18 protein-coding genes and 2 pseudogenes are annotated in these 16,321 nt (G+C 59.0%); 11 read left to right on the top strand and 9 right to left on the bottom strand.

The features are described 5' to 3' along the window. The first annotated feature begins 133 nt into the window (after positions 1-133). Positions 134-304, top strand: a complete 171-nt coding sequence (locus ACNYC6_RS23535) for a hypothetical protein (RefSeq protein WP_419709384.1) — start codon at positions 134-136, stop codon at positions 302-304. Between the two features lie 74 nt (positions 305-378). Here ACNYC6_RS23535 and ACNYC6_RS23530 read toward each other — a convergent pair whose 3' ends face one another. Next, positions 379-1,128, bottom strand: coding sequence for a TerC family protein (locus ACNYC6_RS23530; RefSeq protein ID WP_419709383.1), 750 nt, complete (start codon positions 1,126-1,128; stop codon positions 379-381). Between the two features lie 29 nt (positions 1,129-1,157). Continuing rightward, positions 1,158-1,400 (bottom strand): hypothetical protein, encoded by a 243-nt coding sequence (locus ACNYC6_RS23525; RefSeq protein ID WP_419709382.1) that lies wholly within the window; start codon positions 1,398-1,400, stop codon positions 1,158-1,160. A 135-nt stretch (positions 1,401-1,535) separates the two neighbouring features. Between ACNYC6_RS23525 and nhaR the strand changes: the two genes are divergently transcribed. Beyond that, a complete protein-coding gene (nhaR, locus tag ACNYC6_RS23520) occupies positions 1,536-2,435 on the top strand; it encodes a transcriptional activator NhaR (RefSeq protein ID WP_419709381.1) in 900 nt (299 codons plus the stop codon). Here nhaR and ACNYC6_RS23515 read toward each other — a convergent pair. After that, positions 2,422-3,582 (bottom strand): MFS transporter, encoded by a 1,161-nt coding sequence (locus ACNYC6_RS23515; RefSeq protein ID WP_419709380.1) that lies wholly within the window; start codon positions 3,580-3,582, stop codon positions 2,422-2,424. The genes nhaR and ACNYC6_RS23515 overlap by 14 nt on opposite strands. Positions 3,583-3,915: 333 nt before the next feature. Here ACNYC6_RS23515 and sstT point away from each other — a divergent pair, with 333 nt between their 5' ends. Then, positions 3,916-5,148 carry a serine/threonine transporter SstT gene (gene sstT / locus ACNYC6_RS23510; RefSeq protein WP_419709379.1) on the top strand — a complete coding sequence of 411 codons (1,233 nt, stop codon included), beginning with the start codon at positions 3,916-3,918 and terminating at the stop codon, positions 5,146-5,148. Positions 5,149-5,254: 106 nt separating this feature from the next. On the opposite strand, the gene ACNYC6_RS23505 is transcribed toward sstT, so the two are convergent. Further along, entirely contained in the window at positions 5,255-5,764 is a 510-nt protein-coding gene (locus tag ACNYC6_RS23505; protein WP_416129287.1) for a DUF1993 domain-containing protein, read from the bottom strand. Between the two features lie 469 nt (positions 5,765-6,233). Here ACNYC6_RS23505 and ACNYC6_RS23500 point away from each other — a divergent pair, with 469 nt between their 5' ends. Then, positions 6,234-6,881: a YceH family protein gene (locus ACNYC6_RS23500; protein WP_419709378.1), complete on the top strand. Its 648-nt coding sequence runs from the start codon at positions 6,234-6,236 to the stop codon at positions 6,879-6,881. A gap of 49 nt (positions 6,882-6,930) precedes the next feature. Here ACNYC6_RS23500 and ACNYC6_RS23495 read toward each other — a convergent pair. Beyond that, positions 6,931-7,107 (bottom strand): annotated as a pseudogene (locus tag ACNYC6_RS23495) (cupin); the annotation flags it as partial. A 50-nt stretch (positions 7,108-7,157) separates the two neighbouring features. Beyond that, on the bottom strand, positions 7,158-7,976 hold the full coding sequence (locus ACNYC6_RS23490) for a shikimate 5-dehydrogenase (protein WP_419709377.1): 819 nt from the start codon (positions 7,974-7,976) through the stop codon (positions 7,158-7,160). A 245-nt stretch (positions 7,977-8,221) separates the two neighbouring features. On the opposite strand from ACNYC6_RS23490, the gene ACNYC6_RS23485 reads away from it, so the two are divergent. From ACNYC6_RS23485 to ACNYC6_RS23475, 3 genes are all read left to right on the top strand, one after another. Then, positions 8,222-8,587 (top strand): hypothetical protein, encoded by a 366-nt coding sequence (locus ACNYC6_RS23485; RefSeq protein WP_338581984.1) that lies wholly within the window; start codon positions 8,222-8,224, stop codon positions 8,585-8,587. Positions 8,588-8,814: 227 nt separating this feature from the next. Continuing rightward, positions 8,815-9,009 carry a hypothetical protein gene (locus ACNYC6_RS23480; RefSeq protein WP_034149937.1) on the top strand — a complete coding sequence of 65 codons (195 nt, stop codon included), beginning with the start codon at positions 8,815-8,817 and terminating at the stop codon, positions 9,007-9,009. 115 nt (positions 9,010-9,124) lie between these two features. Beyond that, positions 9,125-9,316 (top strand): hypothetical protein, encoded by a 192-nt coding sequence (locus ACNYC6_RS23475; protein WP_419713003.1) that lies wholly within the window; start codon positions 9,125-9,127, stop codon positions 9,314-9,316. Here ACNYC6_RS23475 and ACNYC6_RS23470 read toward each other — a convergent pair. Next, positions 9,313-10,374 carry an AI-2E family transporter gene (locus ACNYC6_RS23470; RefSeq protein WP_419709376.1) on the bottom strand — a complete coding sequence of 354 codons (1,062 nt, stop codon included), beginning with the start codon at positions 10,372-10,374 and terminating at the stop codon, positions 9,313-9,315. The two genes, ACNYC6_RS23475 and ACNYC6_RS23470, sit on opposite strands and share 4 nt — an antisense overlap. Before the next feature lie 141 nt (positions 10,375-10,515). Between ACNYC6_RS23470 and ACNYC6_RS23465 the strand changes: the two are divergent. After that, positions 10,516-10,683 (top strand): annotated as a pseudogene (locus ACNYC6_RS23465) (U32 family peptidase C-terminal domain-containing protein); the annotation flags it as partial. A gap of 20 nt (positions 10,684-10,703) precedes the next feature. Here the strand turns inward: ACNYC6_RS23465 and ACNYC6_RS23460 are convergent. Further along, positions 10,704-11,567, bottom strand: coding sequence for a LysR family transcriptional regulator (locus ACNYC6_RS23460; protein WP_419709375.1), 864 nt, complete (start codon positions 11,565-11,567; stop codon positions 10,704-10,706). A gap of 95 nt (positions 11,568-11,662) precedes the next feature. On the opposite strand from ACNYC6_RS23460, the gene ACNYC6_RS23455 reads away from it, so the two are divergent. Then, a complete protein-coding gene (locus ACNYC6_RS23455) occupies positions 11,663-12,562 on the top strand; it encodes a DMT family transporter (RefSeq protein ID WP_419709374.1) in 900 nt (299 codons plus the stop codon). A 32-nt stretch (positions 12,563-12,594) separates the two neighbouring features. Here ACNYC6_RS23455 and ACNYC6_RS23450 read toward each other — a convergent pair whose 3' ends face one another. After that, entirely contained in the window at positions 12,595-13,305 is a 711-nt protein-coding gene (locus ACNYC6_RS23450) for a FadR/GntR family transcriptional regulator (RefSeq protein ID WP_419709373.1), read from the bottom strand. Positions 13,306-13,585: 280 nt separating this feature from the next. Between ACNYC6_RS23450 and ACNYC6_RS23445 the strand changes: the two genes are divergently transcribed. Together ACNYC6_RS23445 and gudD are read left to right on the top strand one after the other, a co-directional pair. Then, complete coding sequence (locus ACNYC6_RS23445) at positions 13,586-14,932, top strand: MFS transporter (protein WP_419709372.1); 1,347 nt, start codon at positions 13,586-13,588, stop codon at positions 14,930-14,932. 12 nt (positions 14,933-14,944) lie between these two features. Further along, positions 14,945-16,288: a glucarate dehydratase gene (gene gudD, locus ACNYC6_RS23440; RefSeq protein ID WP_419709371.1), complete on the top strand. Its 1,344-nt coding sequence runs from the start codon at positions 14,945-14,947 to the stop codon at positions 16,286-16,288. Positions 16,289-16,321 lie beyond the last annotated feature (33 nt).

The following is a 16,321-nucleotide window of genomic DNA, read 5'->3' as shown; positions in this document are numbered from 1 at the left end:
GTAGTTGATTGCTTTCGATAGAGCGAACTGGTTGGTGCCAGGCGACTTTCGGTCAATAGCCTGAAACACGGCAGCGACTAGACTGTCACTTGCATAGCGTGTGTGCCCGCTGCAGGGCAAAGAGGAGGCATCGATGAGCCTGACAATGACAATCGTAATGTTGATTTCCGGCTGGCTGGCCGTCGCCGCTGCCATGTTGTGGGGAGTTTTGCGTGTCACTCGTCGACACCATCACCACCCTGTTCAAACGACGCCCATGGCAAAAGCCGAAAAACCGCCTGCACGTCACGCAACCGCGCACTGACGTTTTCCGGCCCCACATAAAAAACGGCCGCCTGGACTCTGTCGAGTTCAGGCGGCCGTTTCGTTTAGCGGCGATTACGCTTCCGTGGCAACGCGCTTGTGCTTCGCCCGGCGGGACATCATGTTCAGCACTTCAATCGCAGCCGAGAATGCCATGGCGGCATACACATAGCCTTTCGGTACGTGGGCACCGAAGCCTTCGGCGATCAGCGTCATGCCGATCATGATCAGGAAGCCCAGGGCCAGCATCACCACCGTCGGGTTGTCGTTGATGAACTTGGCCAGCGGATCAGCCGCGAACAGCATTACCAGTACCGACACCACGACTGCGATGATCATGATCGGCAAGTGCTCGGTCATGCCGACAGCGGTAATGATACTGTCGATGGAAAACACCATGTCCAGCATCAGGATCTGACCGATCGCAGCGGCAAAGCCCAGGGTCACGGTCGAGGTCTTCGACGTAGGATCTTCCGGCGCCGGGTCCATGCTGTGATGGATTTCGGTCGTAGCTTTCCACAACAGGAACAGGCCACCGGCGATCAGGATCATGTCTTTCCACGAGAACGCATGACCGAAAATTTCGATTACCGGTGCTGTCAACTGGACGATGAAGGCGATGGTGCTCAGCAAGCCCAGTCGCAGGATCAACGCCATGCCGATACCGATGCGCCGCGCCTTCTGCCGATGCTGCTCGGGCAGTTTGTTGGTCAGGATCGAGATGAAGATCAGGTTATCGATGCCAAGCACGATTTCCATCACCACCAGGGTGGCCAAGGCGACCCAGGCTGTTGGGCTGGCGGCTAACTGTAAAAGGTATTCCATGGGTCAGTCCTGACTCGTTGTAAGACGGTTTAGATTTCCTGGGAGGAAGATTCGGTTTTTTCCGAGTCTTTTTCCGATGATTCTTTTTTGCTGATCAGCCCGCCGGTGGCATCACTGAGCGCTTGCTCGGCGGCTTTATGGGTATCGTCGATGGCCTGTTTCGCGCTTTCGGCGGCCTTGCCCATCAATTGCTGGGCACTTTTTTCGGCTTGGTCGCAACCGGCCAATACCAGTAAAGAGGTGACCAACAGCGCCGTGGCTTTAAGTTTCATGATGCTTCCCTCGATATAACGAACGAGACCGAAACGACGGCCCGTTGATAGCGAGGCATTCTAGGGAAGCAGATACTTCAGGAAAATTCGTATTTTTAGCGGTTATACTTCGGTTTTTACGAACTGTAGAAGAACATGCTCAACTATCGGCAATTGCATTACTTCTGGGTGGTGGCCAAAACCGGCAGCATCGTGCGCGCCTGTGAACAGCTGAACCTCACGCCGCAGACCATCAGCGGGCAGATTTCACTGCTTGAACAAACCTATGGCATCGAGTTGTTTCGACGCGTAGGAAGGCAACTTGAACTGACCGAGGCCGGCCGGCAGACCCTGCCCTACGCCGAGCAAATGTTTCAGTTGGGTGGTGAACTGGAGTTGATGTTGCGGGCGCAACCCAATGAACAGCAGATCCTGTTCAGGGTCGGCGTAGCTGACGTGGTGCCCAAGTCCATCGTCTATCGCCTGATCGCGCCGACCATGGAACTGAGTGAGCCGCTGCGCATCACCTGCCGCGAAGACAAACTGGAACGCCTGCTCGCCGACCTGGCGATCCAGCGCCTGGACCTGGTGATTTCCGACAGCCCGATGCCGTCGCACCTGGACATCAAGGGTTACAGCCAGAAGCTCGGTGAATGCGGGATCAGTTTCTTCGCGACCCCTGAGTTGGCGGTACGATTCGGCCAGGACTTCCCGCGTAACCTGCACGGCGCACCGTTGCTGATTCCGGGACCGGAAACCGTAGTGCGCAGCCGCTTGCAACGCTGGTTCGCCGAACAACAGATCCAGCCGCAGATTGTCGGCGAGTTCGACGACAGCGCCCTGATGCAGGCCTTCGGTCAATCCGGCAGCGGGATTTTTATCGGCCCGAGCGTGATCGCCGACGAAGTGAAACGCCAATGCGGCGTGGAGGTGATTGGCCAGACCGACGCGGTGAGTGAGTCGTTTTACGCCATCTCCGTGGAGCGCAAGGTCAAGCACCCCGGCATTGTCGCCATTACTGAAGGTGCCCGACGCGAGTTGTTTACAGCGCTGTGATTTCTTCGCGCGGTTTGAACGTCATCAACGCGATGGCCAACAGAATCGAAGCCAGAATAAACGCCGCGGCGGCAAAGCCAAGGCCTTGCAGGCCGACGCTGTCGATCACCCGACCACCGATCATCGCACCCAGACCGATACCGAGGTTGGCCCCGGCAATGTTCAGCGACGCGGCAAACGCCGGTGCCTCAGGTGCGGCTTTCATCAGGCGCACATGACTGACCAAAAACAACGCCGCCTGGGTCACGCCCCAGATACCCATCGCCGCCGCCAGACCGAGGGGCGAATGAATGTTCGGCACCAGCGCCACCAGGCCAGCAATCATGAACGCGCAGAACATCATCGACGCCATCAGCGGGTGACGATCCACCGCACGACCGCCCAAAGAGTTGCCGATCAGCCCGACCGCACCGAAGCCCATCAGGCACCAGCCAACCACAGTGCCGTTGAAGCCGGCCAGTCGCTCAAGAATGTCCGCCAGGTAGGTATACGCGGTGAACATGCCGCTGAACACGATCACCGACAGCAGCACATGACCGAGCATCAGCGGGCTGCGCAGGATCTTGAACTGCGAACGAAAGCTGACTTGATGCTGGTGCAGGCTGGTTTTCGGCAGGTAGATAAACAGCAGCAACGCCTTGGCAAAGGCGATGACCGCCAGAATCGCGAAGGCACTGCGCCAGCCAAATGCATCGGAAATCAGCGTGCCCACCGGAATGCCGAACACCGTGGCGCAGACGATGCCAAAGCCGATCTTGGCGATGGCGCGACCTGCGTAATCCGGCCCGACGATGTCCACCGCCGTTTCGCTGGCCAAGGCCCAGAACACCGGCAACCCCAGCGCCGGGATCAAGCGGGCAAAGGCCATCACCCAGATATTCGGCGCCAGCGCCGCGAGCGTGTTGGCCAGGCCAAACATGATCAGTATCGAAATAAACAGCTTGCGACGCTCGAAGCGGGCGAAGTACGCGGTGAGGAACGGCCCGAACGCGGCCACGGTGAAGGCAAACAGCGTCACCAGCAAACCGGCCTGCGGGATGCTGACGTCGAGGTCACGGGCGATGGCCGGCAACAGGCCGACGATGACGAATTCCGTGGTCAGCACCGTGAACCCGGCGGCAGACAACAGAAGAATGGGAAACAGCATGCAAAACTCCAAAAAACGACAACACCAGCGATCGCCCGAAGGCTCACTGGCAGATGAAAATGAGGATGGCGAATCTTAACAGAGTGTTTCCGGATGCGGTTGCACGAACCTGCAATTCGCGTTGAATACCGGGGTGGCAGTTCGTCACAGGCCTGAAAGATCGCACCTGCGCTGTGATAAAGTCCGCGCCTCGTTGTGGCGAGGTCGCTTGCTCCCTCGCCACAAAAATCAGCGCTGGCATTAGCCCCGTGTTTCACTCTCGGTTTCCTGCCTGTGGTCTGCCCCGCAGAGCGGTGAAACCTCGCACTTATAAAAAATCTGAGATGCCGTTTTATGACTGCTTCATCCCCTTCTCTATTGCAGCGCCTTAAACGCCTGAGCCTGGTCACGCAAATCGTGATTGGCCTGATCGCCGGTATTGCCTTGGCCCTGGTTGCGCCTGAAGCGGCGAAGTCCACCGCGTTCATTGGCAAAGTGTTTGTTTCCGCCCTGAAGGCCGTCGCGCCGATTCTGGTGTTCGTGCTGGTCATGGCGTCGATTGCCAACCACAAACACGGTCAGGAAACTCACATCCGCCCGATTCTGTTCCTGTATCTGCTGGGCACTTTTTCCGCCGCTGTGGTTGCGGTGGTTGCCAGCATGATGTTCCCGTCGAGCCTGGTGCTGTCGACTCAGGATGTTGCTGTGTCTGCGCCTGGCGGTATCGGCGAAGTGTTGCAAAGCTTGTTGCTGAGCGTGGTCGACAATCCGGTCAGTGCCCTGATGAACGCCAATTTCATTGGCATTCTGGCGTGGGCCATCGGCATGGGCATCGCCATTCGCCATGCCGGCAACACCACCCGTGAAGTGCTGGGTGATCTGTCCAACGGCGTGACTGTGATCGTGCGGGTGGTGATTCGCTTCGCCCCGCTGGGCATCTTCGGCCTGGTGGCTTCAACCCTGGCCACTTCCGGTTTCGGCGCCCTGATCGGCTATGCGCACCTGCTGGCCGTGCTGCTGGGCTGCATGTTGTTCGTGGCACTGGTGATGAACCCGCTCATCGTGTTCTGGAAGCTGCGTCGCAACCCGTATCCGCTGGTGCTGATGTGCCTGCGCGAAAGTGGCATCACCGCCTTCTTCACCCGCAGCTCGGCGGCGAACATTCCGGTCAACCTGGAGTTGAGCAAGCGCCTGGGCCTGCACGAAGACACTTATTCGGTATCGATCCCGCTGGGCGCGACCATCAACATGGCCGGCGCAGCGATCACCATCACCGTGCTGGCCTTGGCGGCCGTGCACACATTGGGCATCGCCGTGGACATTCCGACGGCGATCCTGCTCAGCGTTGTTGCGGCAATCTGCGCTTGCGGAGCTTCAGGTGTCGCCGGTGGTTCGCTGTTGCTGATTCCACTGGCGTGCAGCCTGTTCGGCATCCCGAGCGAAATCGCCATGCAGGTGGTGGCGGTTGGTTTCATCATCGGCGTATTACAGGACTCGGCGGAAACCGCGCTGAATTCCTCCACCGATGTGCTGTTCACCGCGGCGGCTTGCCTGGGTGAAGAGGCCAAAGCAGAACGCCTGGCATGATACAAATCCCTGTGGGAGCTAGCCTGCTCGCTCCCACAGGAGACCGCGCACACATGAAAAAGCCCCCGCAGCCTAAGGCTCCGGGGGCTTTTTGTAGCTGGACGATTTAGAACGCGCCCATGTAATCGCGCTTGCCCACTTCCACGCCGTTGTGGCGCAGCAGTGCGTAAGTGGTGGTGACGTGGAAGAAGAACTGCGGCAGGCCGTAGGTCAGCAGGTAGGACTGGCCGCTGAAGCGCTTCTCTTTAGGCGTGCCCGGACGGGTCACGATCTCGATGTTTTCCTTGCCGTTGATCTGCTCCGGCGTGAACTCGCCGATGTAGGCCAGAACCTTGGCGATCAACGCTTGCAGCTCGGCGAAGGTGGTTTCAGTGTCGTCGTACTTCGGCAGTTCGACTTCGGCCAGACGCGAAGAAATGCCTTTGGCGAAATCAACGGCGATCTGAACCTGACGCACCAGTGGGAACATGTCCGGGAACAGGCGCGCTTGCAGGAACGCGTTCGGATCGATGTTTTTCTCGGTGGCGTGGGCTTCGGCCTTTTTCAGCACACCGCTAAGGGCGTTGAGCATTTGCTGGAGAACAGGGATGGAAGCGTCGTACAGGGAAATGGTCATGGCAGGTCTCGTGTAGTGACTGAGGAAAACGCCGGACACCTGTAGGCGCGAGACTGCTCGCGAAGGACGTTAACGATAACGCGTCCTGTCTGGTTGAACGCGTTGCGTTTGAGTTCTTCACGAGCAAGCTCGCGCCTACAGGTGATCGGCTTTGGAACGTGGGTCGATTATAGCCATGCACGCCCCTCCCGAGACGGGTCTTTTTCAGCTGCCGTACACTTTGGCTTACAGAGGGCCTCGTCGAAGCCTCGTTCACTGACCATCGCCGCGCGTACAGCGGCCAAGTCCGAAACATCGGCGAGGAAACCCTCGGCCGATGCGCGGATCATTTCCTGTTCGTCGCTGAATGCAAACTCCATCGCGGCGCCGTCCGGGTCCGGCAGAATCGTTAGCCTTGCTTAGTCCGAACGGGCGATGTCAAAGTGCGCCCACGCAAGTGAAAAACATGAATCGGCTAAGGATGCAGAACATGAGCACTGAGCAAGAAACGACGTTCGACGAACCACGGCTCAACAGCACGGAAATCCGCATTCTGGGTTCGTTGATCGAGAAACAGGCCACCAGCCCGGAAACCTATCCGCTGACGCTCAATGCCCTGGTGATTGCCTGCAACCAGAAAACCAGCCGCGAGCCGGTGATGAACCTCACCCCCGGTCAGGTCGGCCAGAGCCTGCGTGCGCTTGAGGGACGTGGTTTCACCAAACTGGTGATGGGCAGTCGTGCCGACCGCTGGGAGCACAAGGTCGACAAGGCGCTGGAACTGGTGCCAGCGCAAGTGATTCTGACCGGGCTGATGTTTTTGCGCGGCCCGCAGACGGTCAATGAACTGCTGACCCGCAGTGGCCGCATGCATGAGTTTGAAGATGCCGAACAGGTGGTGCATCAGCTGGAGCGGTTGATTGCGCGAGGACTGGCGGTGTTGATTCCGCGTCAGGCCGGGCAGCGTGAAGACCGATATACCCATGCAATGGGCGATCCGGCGGATATCGAGGCGATCCTTGCGGCGCGGCAGAATCCGAGCGAGCGCGGTGCCGGCAGTGGTGTTTCGGTTGAACGGATTGAAGAGCTGGAAGCGCGGATTGCGGCGCTGGAAGAGCGGTTGGCGCGGCTGGAATAAAACACGCGGTCTGTAGCAGCTGCCGAGCCTGCGAGGCAGCTGCTACAAGCTATTCACCGTCCCAGCAATCGATGCCATCCTCCTGCCGGGCCACCGCAACAAATCCCGAAGCATTGCCCTCGGCATCCACCTTGAAATCATCCATCACCGCATACTTGCCCGAATCCGGGTACTCGCAGATCTCCGGTGACTGCTGCGTTCTGACGGCGAGGTAGCGCAGCTCGGCTCCAAAGCGACCTGGTTCACGTTGAGGATAGGTGGATACATGAAGTCCTCCTAACTGCGGGCAAATGCCACCGCTTTCTGAAACTGCTCCTCAGTCGGCCGCACGCCGGTGTACAACACAAACTGCTCCAGCGCCTGGATTGCAATCACTTCCAGCCCGGTGATCACTTTCTTGCTTTCGGCACGACCCCGCACGATCAGCGGGGTTTCTGAAGGAATCGCCACCACATCGAAGACGATGTCTGCAGCCTGGATAACATCAGCCTCGAACGCCAGTTGACCCGCCTCGGCGCCACCCTCCATACCCACCGGAGTCACGTTGACCAGCATCTGCGGGCGCCGGGCACCCAGTTCTGCCTGCCATTCATAACCCAGGGAGTCGGCCAACGCCCGGCCGGCGCGCTCGTTACGTGCCACGATCAGGCCGCTTTTGTAACCGCCATCGCGCAAGGCACTGGCCACAGCCTTGGCCATGCCGCCGCTGCCGCGCAGGGCAAAGGTTGTCTGCTTGGGCACCTCATGGGTTTGCAACAATTGGGCAATGGCAATGTAATCGGTGTTGTAGGCCTTGAGATGGCCGTCGGTGTTGACGATGGTGTTGATCGACTGGATGGCGGCCGCAGACGGATCCATCTCGTCGACCAAGGCAATGCAGGCCTCCTTGAACGGCATCGACACGCCGCAGCCACGAATGCCCAGGGCACGAATGCCGCCCACTGCACCAGTCAAATCCTGGCTGCTGAACGCCTTGTAGTAGAAATTCAGCCCCAGTTGTTCATACAGATGATTGTGAAATCGCAGGCCAAAGTTCCCGGGGCGCCCCGACAGGGACATGCACAGTTGGGTGTCTTTATTCGGGTTCATCTGCATGCGGATCTCCTTGCAATGCACTTTCGGATGGACGGGATTAGCCAGCCCATCGTGTTCTGTTCGATCATGTTCGCGTGGCGGCATACAGTTGCAAACCACCGTAAGCAAGCCGATACAGACCTTACACAAAATTTACCCAGCGGCTGTGCTGATTTTCAAAAAAACGCTGTCTTAGAAGTATCCCCGCGACAATCCTTGGGTCTATTGCAGACACAAGCGCCGGGGCGAAGAACCGAGGAACTATCATGATCCGTAAAATCCCCACAGTTGCCTTGCTGATCGGCGCGCTCGCTATCGCAGGACAGGCGCAAGCCCATGGTGGTGGTAATGACGCGGCGGTATTTGGAGCGATCGTCGGTACTGCCATCGTTGGCTCGGCTCTGATCAACGCCAACCGGCCAGTCTATGTCGCACCGCAACCGGTCTACGCGCAGCCGGCACCGGTTTATTACGCGCCACCGCCACCACCGGTTTACTACCAGCCGGCACCGGTGTACGTGCAACAGCCGATCTATTACCGTCCGGCGCCGGTCTACTACGGACCACCCCGTGGCTATTACGGCCCGCCACGCGGTTACTACGGCCCTCCCCACGGTTATGGCCGCTGGTGACAGACTCAAGGCCCCGCCCAAGGGCGCGGGGCTTTTTTGTGGCCGTTCGTCGGCAACCGTCTGGATAAATCGCGTCAATGTCGTTATCGGGACAGTATCGGCTGTTCAAGCAGGCAAGATTGACTCGCCCCCTTCATTTGGGGGAAACCGCCATATATATGTCATGTCAGATCCGCAAGCTTGGACCTGTCCGCCAACAACAGGTTGATAACAACAAGGACGCCCTCATGCCAACGCAGAACCCGCACCGCATTGTCGGTCTGTGCACTTCCAGCAAGGTGTACAACGCCCTGACCGAACTCAAGCACCTGGAAGGTCACCGCAGCGCCAAGTTCCTCTCGCTGCTGACGCAAAACCTGGTGCGTAAGGGCCTGCTCAACGAGCAGGAAGTGGTGCATATGCTCGATCAGGTGGTCGACTGACCGACAGACGGTCGGTTAGCCACAACGGCGTCAATGACCACTATCGAAAACGGTGATTGTCGCAAATTTCGCTCGACCCGTAAGGTAGCTCCATAGATTGATGGAGGTACTTATGATGTCTCAGGTTCAGATTATGTCCGTTATTGGCAGCGCCGTTCCCGCACCGCTCAGAGCGCTCGGAATGCTTGCCTGCTGGTATCTGGTCCAGGACGGCGAACAAATCAGCGGCCCACTCACCTCACTGCCCGACGCCCAGGCGTTATCGCAGCAAATCAGCGCCGGCCTGCAAGGCAAACTCAGCGCTTAAGGCAGCTGAACCCGCGGTTTGGTTTCGATGAAAATGGCCCAGCTCGACATGAACAGGGCCGCAATCAACGGGCCGATGACAAAGCCGTTGAGGCCGAAAATCGCCAGGCCGCCGAGGGTAGAAATCAGGATCATGTAGTCCGGCATTTTCGTATCCTTGCCCACCAGGATCGGACGTAGCACGTTGTCTACCAGACCGATCACGAATACGCCGAACAAACCCAGCACTACGCCTTGCCAGATCGCCCCGGTAAACAGGAAAAACGCCGCCACCGGCGCCCACACAATCCCCGCACCCACCGCCGGCAACAGCGACAGAAACGCCATCAACACCGCCCAGAGCAATGCGCTGGGGATGTCCAGAAACCAGAAAATCAAACCGCCCAATGCGCCCTGCGTGATCGCCACCAGCAGGTTGCCCTTCACGGTGGCCCGCACTACGCGATTGAACTTGAGTTGCAAGCGGCGTTTCTGGTTTTCCTCCAGTGGCACGGCCATGCGCACTTTGCGCGCGAGCTCTGCACCGTCGCGCAGGAAGAAAAACAGCAGGTACAGCATGATGAAAAAACTGACGATGAATTCGAATGTGCCCTGACCGAAACTGAAGGCCTGGGTGGCAAAGAATTCGTTGCCGGTCATCGCGCTCTTGATGATTTTCTCGCGCAAGCCGTTCAGCTCACCCATGCCGAAGCGGTCAAGCAGATGCTGAAAGTATGGCGGCAGGCTGTGCTTGAACTGCGCCACATAACCGGCGATGTCCAGCTCGCCGCTTTCGATGCTTTTGTAAAGCGCTGTCCCTTCCTGGACCAGAAAGATACTCAAGACGATCACTGGCAGGATCGCGATCAACAGGCAGATGCCCAGTGTGAGCAGCGACGTAAGGTTGCGCTGCCAGCCAAACTTCAATTGCAGACGACGCTGCAAGGGGGCAAACAGGATTCCGAGGATCACGGCCCAGAATACCGCGCCGTAAAACGGCAACAGAATCCAGACGAAAGCGATGCTCACCAGCAACAGCAAAACGGCCAGCGATTTGTCTTTGAGCGTCTCTTCGTTCATGTCCGATCCATGCCAATCCACCGGGTCGCAAAAGTACGCCCTGATGCTTAGGCCACGACGGCCCGCGCGAGTGCCATCGGTTTATTCATCAAGCATAGATCCAGATTATTAAACCCTTTGAGACAGTCGTTCGACCGCGGCCTGATGACGCCCAAGGGCAACGTTCACTTTGATTTGCATCAGTTGCAGAATGTCAAAGGTGAGCCCATCGAAGTGGCGCCCGGTGATGGGCACACGGTGTCTTTGCCGACTCCGGATGCGGTGGATCTGAATTTTGGCTTGTTGATGCCCGATATCAGCGCAACGTAAGCCCCCAGCAGGTGGACCGCCTAAGCGAATTCCTCGCGCAACATCGCCACAAACGCTTCCCGCGCCGGGTGTACCCCGGCGTTTTCATGCCAGTAAAACAGGCTTTCGATTGCCGTCAGTTCAGGAAACTCGAATGCCACGCACCCGGCACCCTTGGCGTATTGATCGAAAACCCCTTTTGTGACCAGCGCCACGCCGGCCCCGGCGCTGACGCAACCGACAATCGCGCCGTAGCTGGCCAGGCTGACAATCGGCAACGACAACCCGTTGCGCAATAACCAATGCTCCATCGCCGCCCGGTAGGGGCAGCCCTGGGGCCAAAGGAACATGGTCTTGTCGTGCAGGTCCGCCACATCGTGCAGCGGTCCTAGGGAGGTTGAGGCAATCACCAGCAACTCTTCGCGGTACATCGGCGTGCGCTTGAGCTGCGAGCGCTCGACGTCAACCGCGACGATTGCACCGTCGAGTTTGTGATTGAACGTGTCGTCGAGCAACTGGGCCCAAGTGCCGGTGGTCAGCTCCAGCGCCACCTGCGGGAAACGCTTGTGGAATTTCGCCAGCAAACGCGGCAAGCGCCCGGTGGCCGAAGACTCGATGGCACCGATGCGCAATGGTCCGGACGGTTCGGCCGAAGGGTCCACTGCGCGTTTGGCCTCGGCGGTGAGGGCCAGAATTTTCGAGGCGTAGGCCAGAAAGGTCTGGCCCGACGGACTGATGCGCAACCCGCGCCCCTCGCGCAGAAACAGCGCGACACCCAACTCGGCTTCCAGCGACTTGATGCGCGCCGTGATATTCGACGGTACGCAATGCAGCACCTCGGCGGCACGGGCAATGCTACCCACCTCGGCCACGGTCTTGAACATGCGAATCTGTGCCAGCTCCATACATCACCAAAAGTGAACGATTCGCACAGTATAAGTCAGTTGTGGCGAACTATCAGGATTCCGATACTCGGTGCATACCCCACCGATGAACGACCATGAATCCACTCACGCCCTCCCCTCTGAAAATCATCCTGGCCATGGCTTTTGTCGTGGCCTGCTGGGGTTACTCCCCGACCGGCATTCACATCGGATTGCTGGCCTACGACCCCGTGCACCTGGCGTTGCTGCGTTTTCTGATCGCTTCGGTGTTCATGGCCGTGGTCGCGATTTGGCGAGGTATTCACCTGCCGAAACTGTGTGATCTGCCGCTGCTGTTCGGGTTGGGGTTCTTCGCGGTGAGCCTGCATCACGTGGCGATCAATTTCGGTCAACAAGGTGTCAGCGCCGGTGCGTCGAGTGTGCTGGCGCAGACGACGCCGCTGTTCAGTACCTTGCTCGCGCGTTTCGTGTTCAAGGATCGGGTGAGCCTCTGGCGGTGGGGCTGCGTGATACTGGGATTGGTCGGCGTGGTGATTGTGGTGGCGGGGGATCATGGCTTCGGCAGCATCGATGCCCATGGTTTGCTGATCCTGCTGGCGGCGCTGTCGTGGAGTCTCTATTTCGGCCTGCAAAAGCATCACACCGGGCGTTACGACGGGTTGACGCTGGTGTGCTACACGGTCTGGTCCGGCACCGCGCTGCTGTTGGTTTTCCTGCCGGGGCTGGTGGATCAGGTGGTGAATGCGCCGCAGCGTGTGCAGTTGGCGGTGTTTGCCCTGGGGATTTTCCCGAGCGCACTGGCGTATCTGGCCTGGGCCTATGTGCTGGCCCATGTGGACCTGAGCCGGGCGACGATGACGCTGTATCTGGTACCGCCGATGGCGATGCTCATTGCTTCTTTTGCGCTTGGCGAGAGACCGACGCTGATGGTTGGGGTGGGTGCGGTGGTGGTGTTGATCAGTGTGTTGGCGTTGAATCTGGAGCGGCGAGTGGTGGTTCAAGTGGCCAATGCCTGAACGATATAGATCCCTGTGGGTTTACCCGCAAATCAGCCAGGCGAAAACCGGTCCCGGCTGTTGGTCAAATGCAGCCACATCGCCGCCCGCGCCGCGTCAGGGTCCTGGCGTTTGATGGCGTTGAGAATCGCCTCGTGTTCAAGGTTGGCCAGTTGCCCTAATTTACTCAGGTCCACCGCGCCGCGTTCGGCCGCGTTGACCCGGGTTCGCGGGATCATGGCGCTGCCCAGGTGCTGCATGATTTCGGTGAAGCACACGTTGCCGGTGGCCTCGGCGATCAGCAGGTGAAAGCGCCGGTCGGCCTCGACACAGCTGTCGTTGTTGGCCAGCAGGTTTTGATAGTCGTCGAGGGATTCGCGCATCTGCGCCAGTTGTTGATCCGTTCGGCGAATCGCCGCCAGCGCCGCCGCCTGGGTTTCCAGGCCCATGCGCAACTCCAGAATGCTGCGCACGCCCAGCGCGGTATCGACATTCAGCCGTAACCCCTGCTCCGGTGCCCTCTCCAGCACAAACGTGCCGATGCCGTGACGGGTTTCCACCAGTCCCGACGCCTGCAATTTCGAGATCGCCTCGCGCACGACCGTGCGACTGACACCGTGCTCCTGAACTATCGAGTTCTCAGACGGCAGCTTGTCGCCGGGTGACATTTGCCCAAGCAGGATGCTCTGGGTCAGCTTGGCCACCAGATCGTGGGCCAGATTGTGGCTGCGCTTGCGGGCAGGTGCGTCGAGGTCTTCTTGCATGGCGGTCATCCAAAAGCAGAGCTAGCGGAATCGTAGCACCGCGCACGGCCAGATTCTCATGAAAACTCACCCAAACTTGTATGACAACACTCAACAAAATGGACTTTTCCAAGTACAAGCAAGAATTCTTCAGCGCCTAAAAAGATCAACAACCTTCGAAACACCGCCATTTTGTTAGACAAATCCTATTGCAGAACAAAAAAAACCAGTTGTATGATGTCTAGCAACAACGCAACACCCGTTACACCCCGCATAAAAATAACGAGTGGGAGAAAACGCAGTGAATACATCCATTTCCGGGATGAACGACGACGCCGATTCCGTGCTGAAGTCCGCCATCTCCAAAGTCAAACGTCATGTCCTGCCGCTGTTCGTCATCATGTTCATCGTCAATTACATTGACCGGGTGAACATCGGCTTCGTCCGCGCCCACATGGAACACGACCTGGGCATCGGCGCTGCCGCCTACGGTCTGGGTGCCGGTCTGTTCTTCATCGGTTACGCGCTGTTCGAAGTGCCCTCCAACATCCTTCTACAAAAAGTCGGCGCACGCATCTGGCTGACCCGCATCATGCTGACCTGGGGCCTTGTCGCTGCAGGCATGGCATTCATCCAGAACGAAACCCACTTCTACATCCTGCGATTCCTGCTGGGTGTAGCCGAGGCCGGATTCTTTCCCGGGGTGATCTACTACTTCACCCGCTGGTTGCCCGGCGTAGAGCGCGGCAAGGCGATCGCGATTTTCCTCAGCGGCTCGGCGATTGCTTCGCTGATCTCAGGCCCCCTGTCCGGTCTGCTCCTGCAAATCAGCGGATTCGGCATGCACGGCTGGCAATGGATGTACTTCATCGAGGGCATGTTCTCGGTGGGCTTGTGTGCCTTCGTCTGGTTCTGGCTGGACTCCAAACCCCACGACGCCAAATGGCTGACCCGCGACGAGCAAGATGCGCTGGTCAAGGCCATTGACGACGAACAACTGGCCCGCGAAGCCGCGACGCCGATCAAGCCGTCGCTGGGCAAGCTGCTCAAGGACCGGCAGATCATCCTGTTTTGCGTGATCTACTTCTTCATCCAGTTGACCATCTACGCCGCGACGTTCTGGCTGCCGAGCATCATCAAGAAGATGGGTGACCTCAGCGACTTCCAGGTCGGCATGTTCAACTCGATTCCATGGCTGCTGTCGATCATCGGCATGTACGCCTTCGCTTCGCTGTCGTCCAAGTGGAAGCACCAGCAAGCCTGGGTTGCCGTCGCATTGTTGATTGCTGCTGCCGGGATGTTCATGTCCACCACGGGCGGGCCGATCTTCGCATTCGTTGCGATCTGCTTTGCGGCGCTGGGTTTCAAATCGGCGTCGTCGCTGTTCTGGCCAATTCCCCAAGCGTATCTGGACGCACGAATCGCCGCAGGCGTCATCGCATTGATCAACTCGGTGGGCAACCTCGGCGGCTTCGTCGCGCCGACCACGTTCGGCCTGCTGGAAGAACGCACCGGCTCGATTCAGGGCGGACTCTACGGCCTGGCCGCGACCTCGATCATCGCCGCAATCATCGTCTTCGCCGCACGCAACAAACCCAAATCCGCGCCCGCCGTCCCGTCGGTTGACGCCGCGCCCCGTCACGCTTGAGAGGATAGAAAAATGATCGCACAAGACACCGCCAAAGCCCCGATCATCACCAGCATGCAGGTTGTTCCGGTGGCCGGTCATGACGGCATGCTGCTCAACCTGAGCGGCGCCCACGGCCCGTTTTTCACCCGCAACATCGTGATCCTCAAAGACAATGCCGGCCACACCGGTGTTGGCGAAGTACCGGGCGGCGAGCGCATCCGCCAGACACTCGAAGACGCGCGCAGCCTGGTGGTCGGCAGCCCGATCGGCACTTACCAGAAAATCCTCAATCAAGTGCGCCAGACCTTTGCCGACCGTGATGCCGGTGGTCGTGGTTTGCAGACCTTCGACCTGCGCATCACCATTCACGCGGTGACCGGACTTGAAGCCGCGCTGCTCGATTTGCTCGGCCAGCATCTGGACGTACCGGTCGCGGCCCTGCTCGGCGAAGGCCAGCAACGTGACGAAGTGAAGATGCTCGGTTACCTGTTTTATGTCGGCGACCGCAACGAAACCGACCTCGCCTACCGCAGTGAGCCTGAGGCCGACAACGACTGGTTCCGCGTACGTCACGAAAAAGCCATGACTGCCGATGCCGTGGTGCAACTGGCAGTCGCCGCCCACGCGAAATATGGCTTCAAGGACTTCAAGCTCAAGGGCGGCGTGCTCAGCGGCGATGCCGAAATCGAAGCGGTCACCGCCCTCGCCGAACGCTTCCCCGATGCACGCATCACCCTCGATCCGAATGGCGCCTGGTCCCTGAAGGAAGCCATCCGTTTGTGCCGCGATCAGCACAACGTTCTGGCTTACGCCGAAGACCCCTGCGGCGCGGAGAATGGTTACTCGGGCCGCGAAGTCATGGCCGAGTTCCGTCGCGCCACGGGCCTGAAAACCGCGACCAACATGATCGCCACCGACTGGCGGGAAATGGGCCACGCGATCCAGCTGCAATCGGTCGACATCCCGTTGGCCGACCCGCACTTCTGGACCATGCAAGGTTCGGTTCGCGTGGCGCAGATGTGCCACGAATGGGGCCTGACCTGGGGCTCGCATTCCAACAATCACTTCGACATTTCCCTGGCGATGTTCACCCACGTTGCAGCCGCCGCACCGGGTGAGATCACCGCCATCGATACCCACTGGATCTGGCAGGACGGCCAGCGCCTGACCAAGGCCCCGCTGCAAATTGTCGACGGTTGCGTGCAGGTGCCGCACAAACCTGGACTCGGCGTGGAACTGGACATGGACCAAGTGGCCAAGGCCCATGAGCTGTACAAAGGCATGGGCCTCGGTGCGCGGGATGACAGCGTGGCCATGCAGTTTTTGATTCCGGGCTGGAAGTTCGATAACAAGCGGCCGTGCCTGGTGCGTTGATACACCGTTAGTGTGCCCATCGCCATAAACCCG

Origin of the sequence: Pseudomonas sp. NFX224 (assembly GCF_048565165.1) — a bacterium.
Classification (GTDB): Bacteria; Pseudomonadota; Gammaproteobacteria; order Pseudomonadales; family Pseudomonadaceae; genus Aquipseudomonas.
The sequence above is the reverse complement of the archived record's forward strand: the minus strand, read 5'-3'. Positions and strand labels throughout refer to the sequence as shown.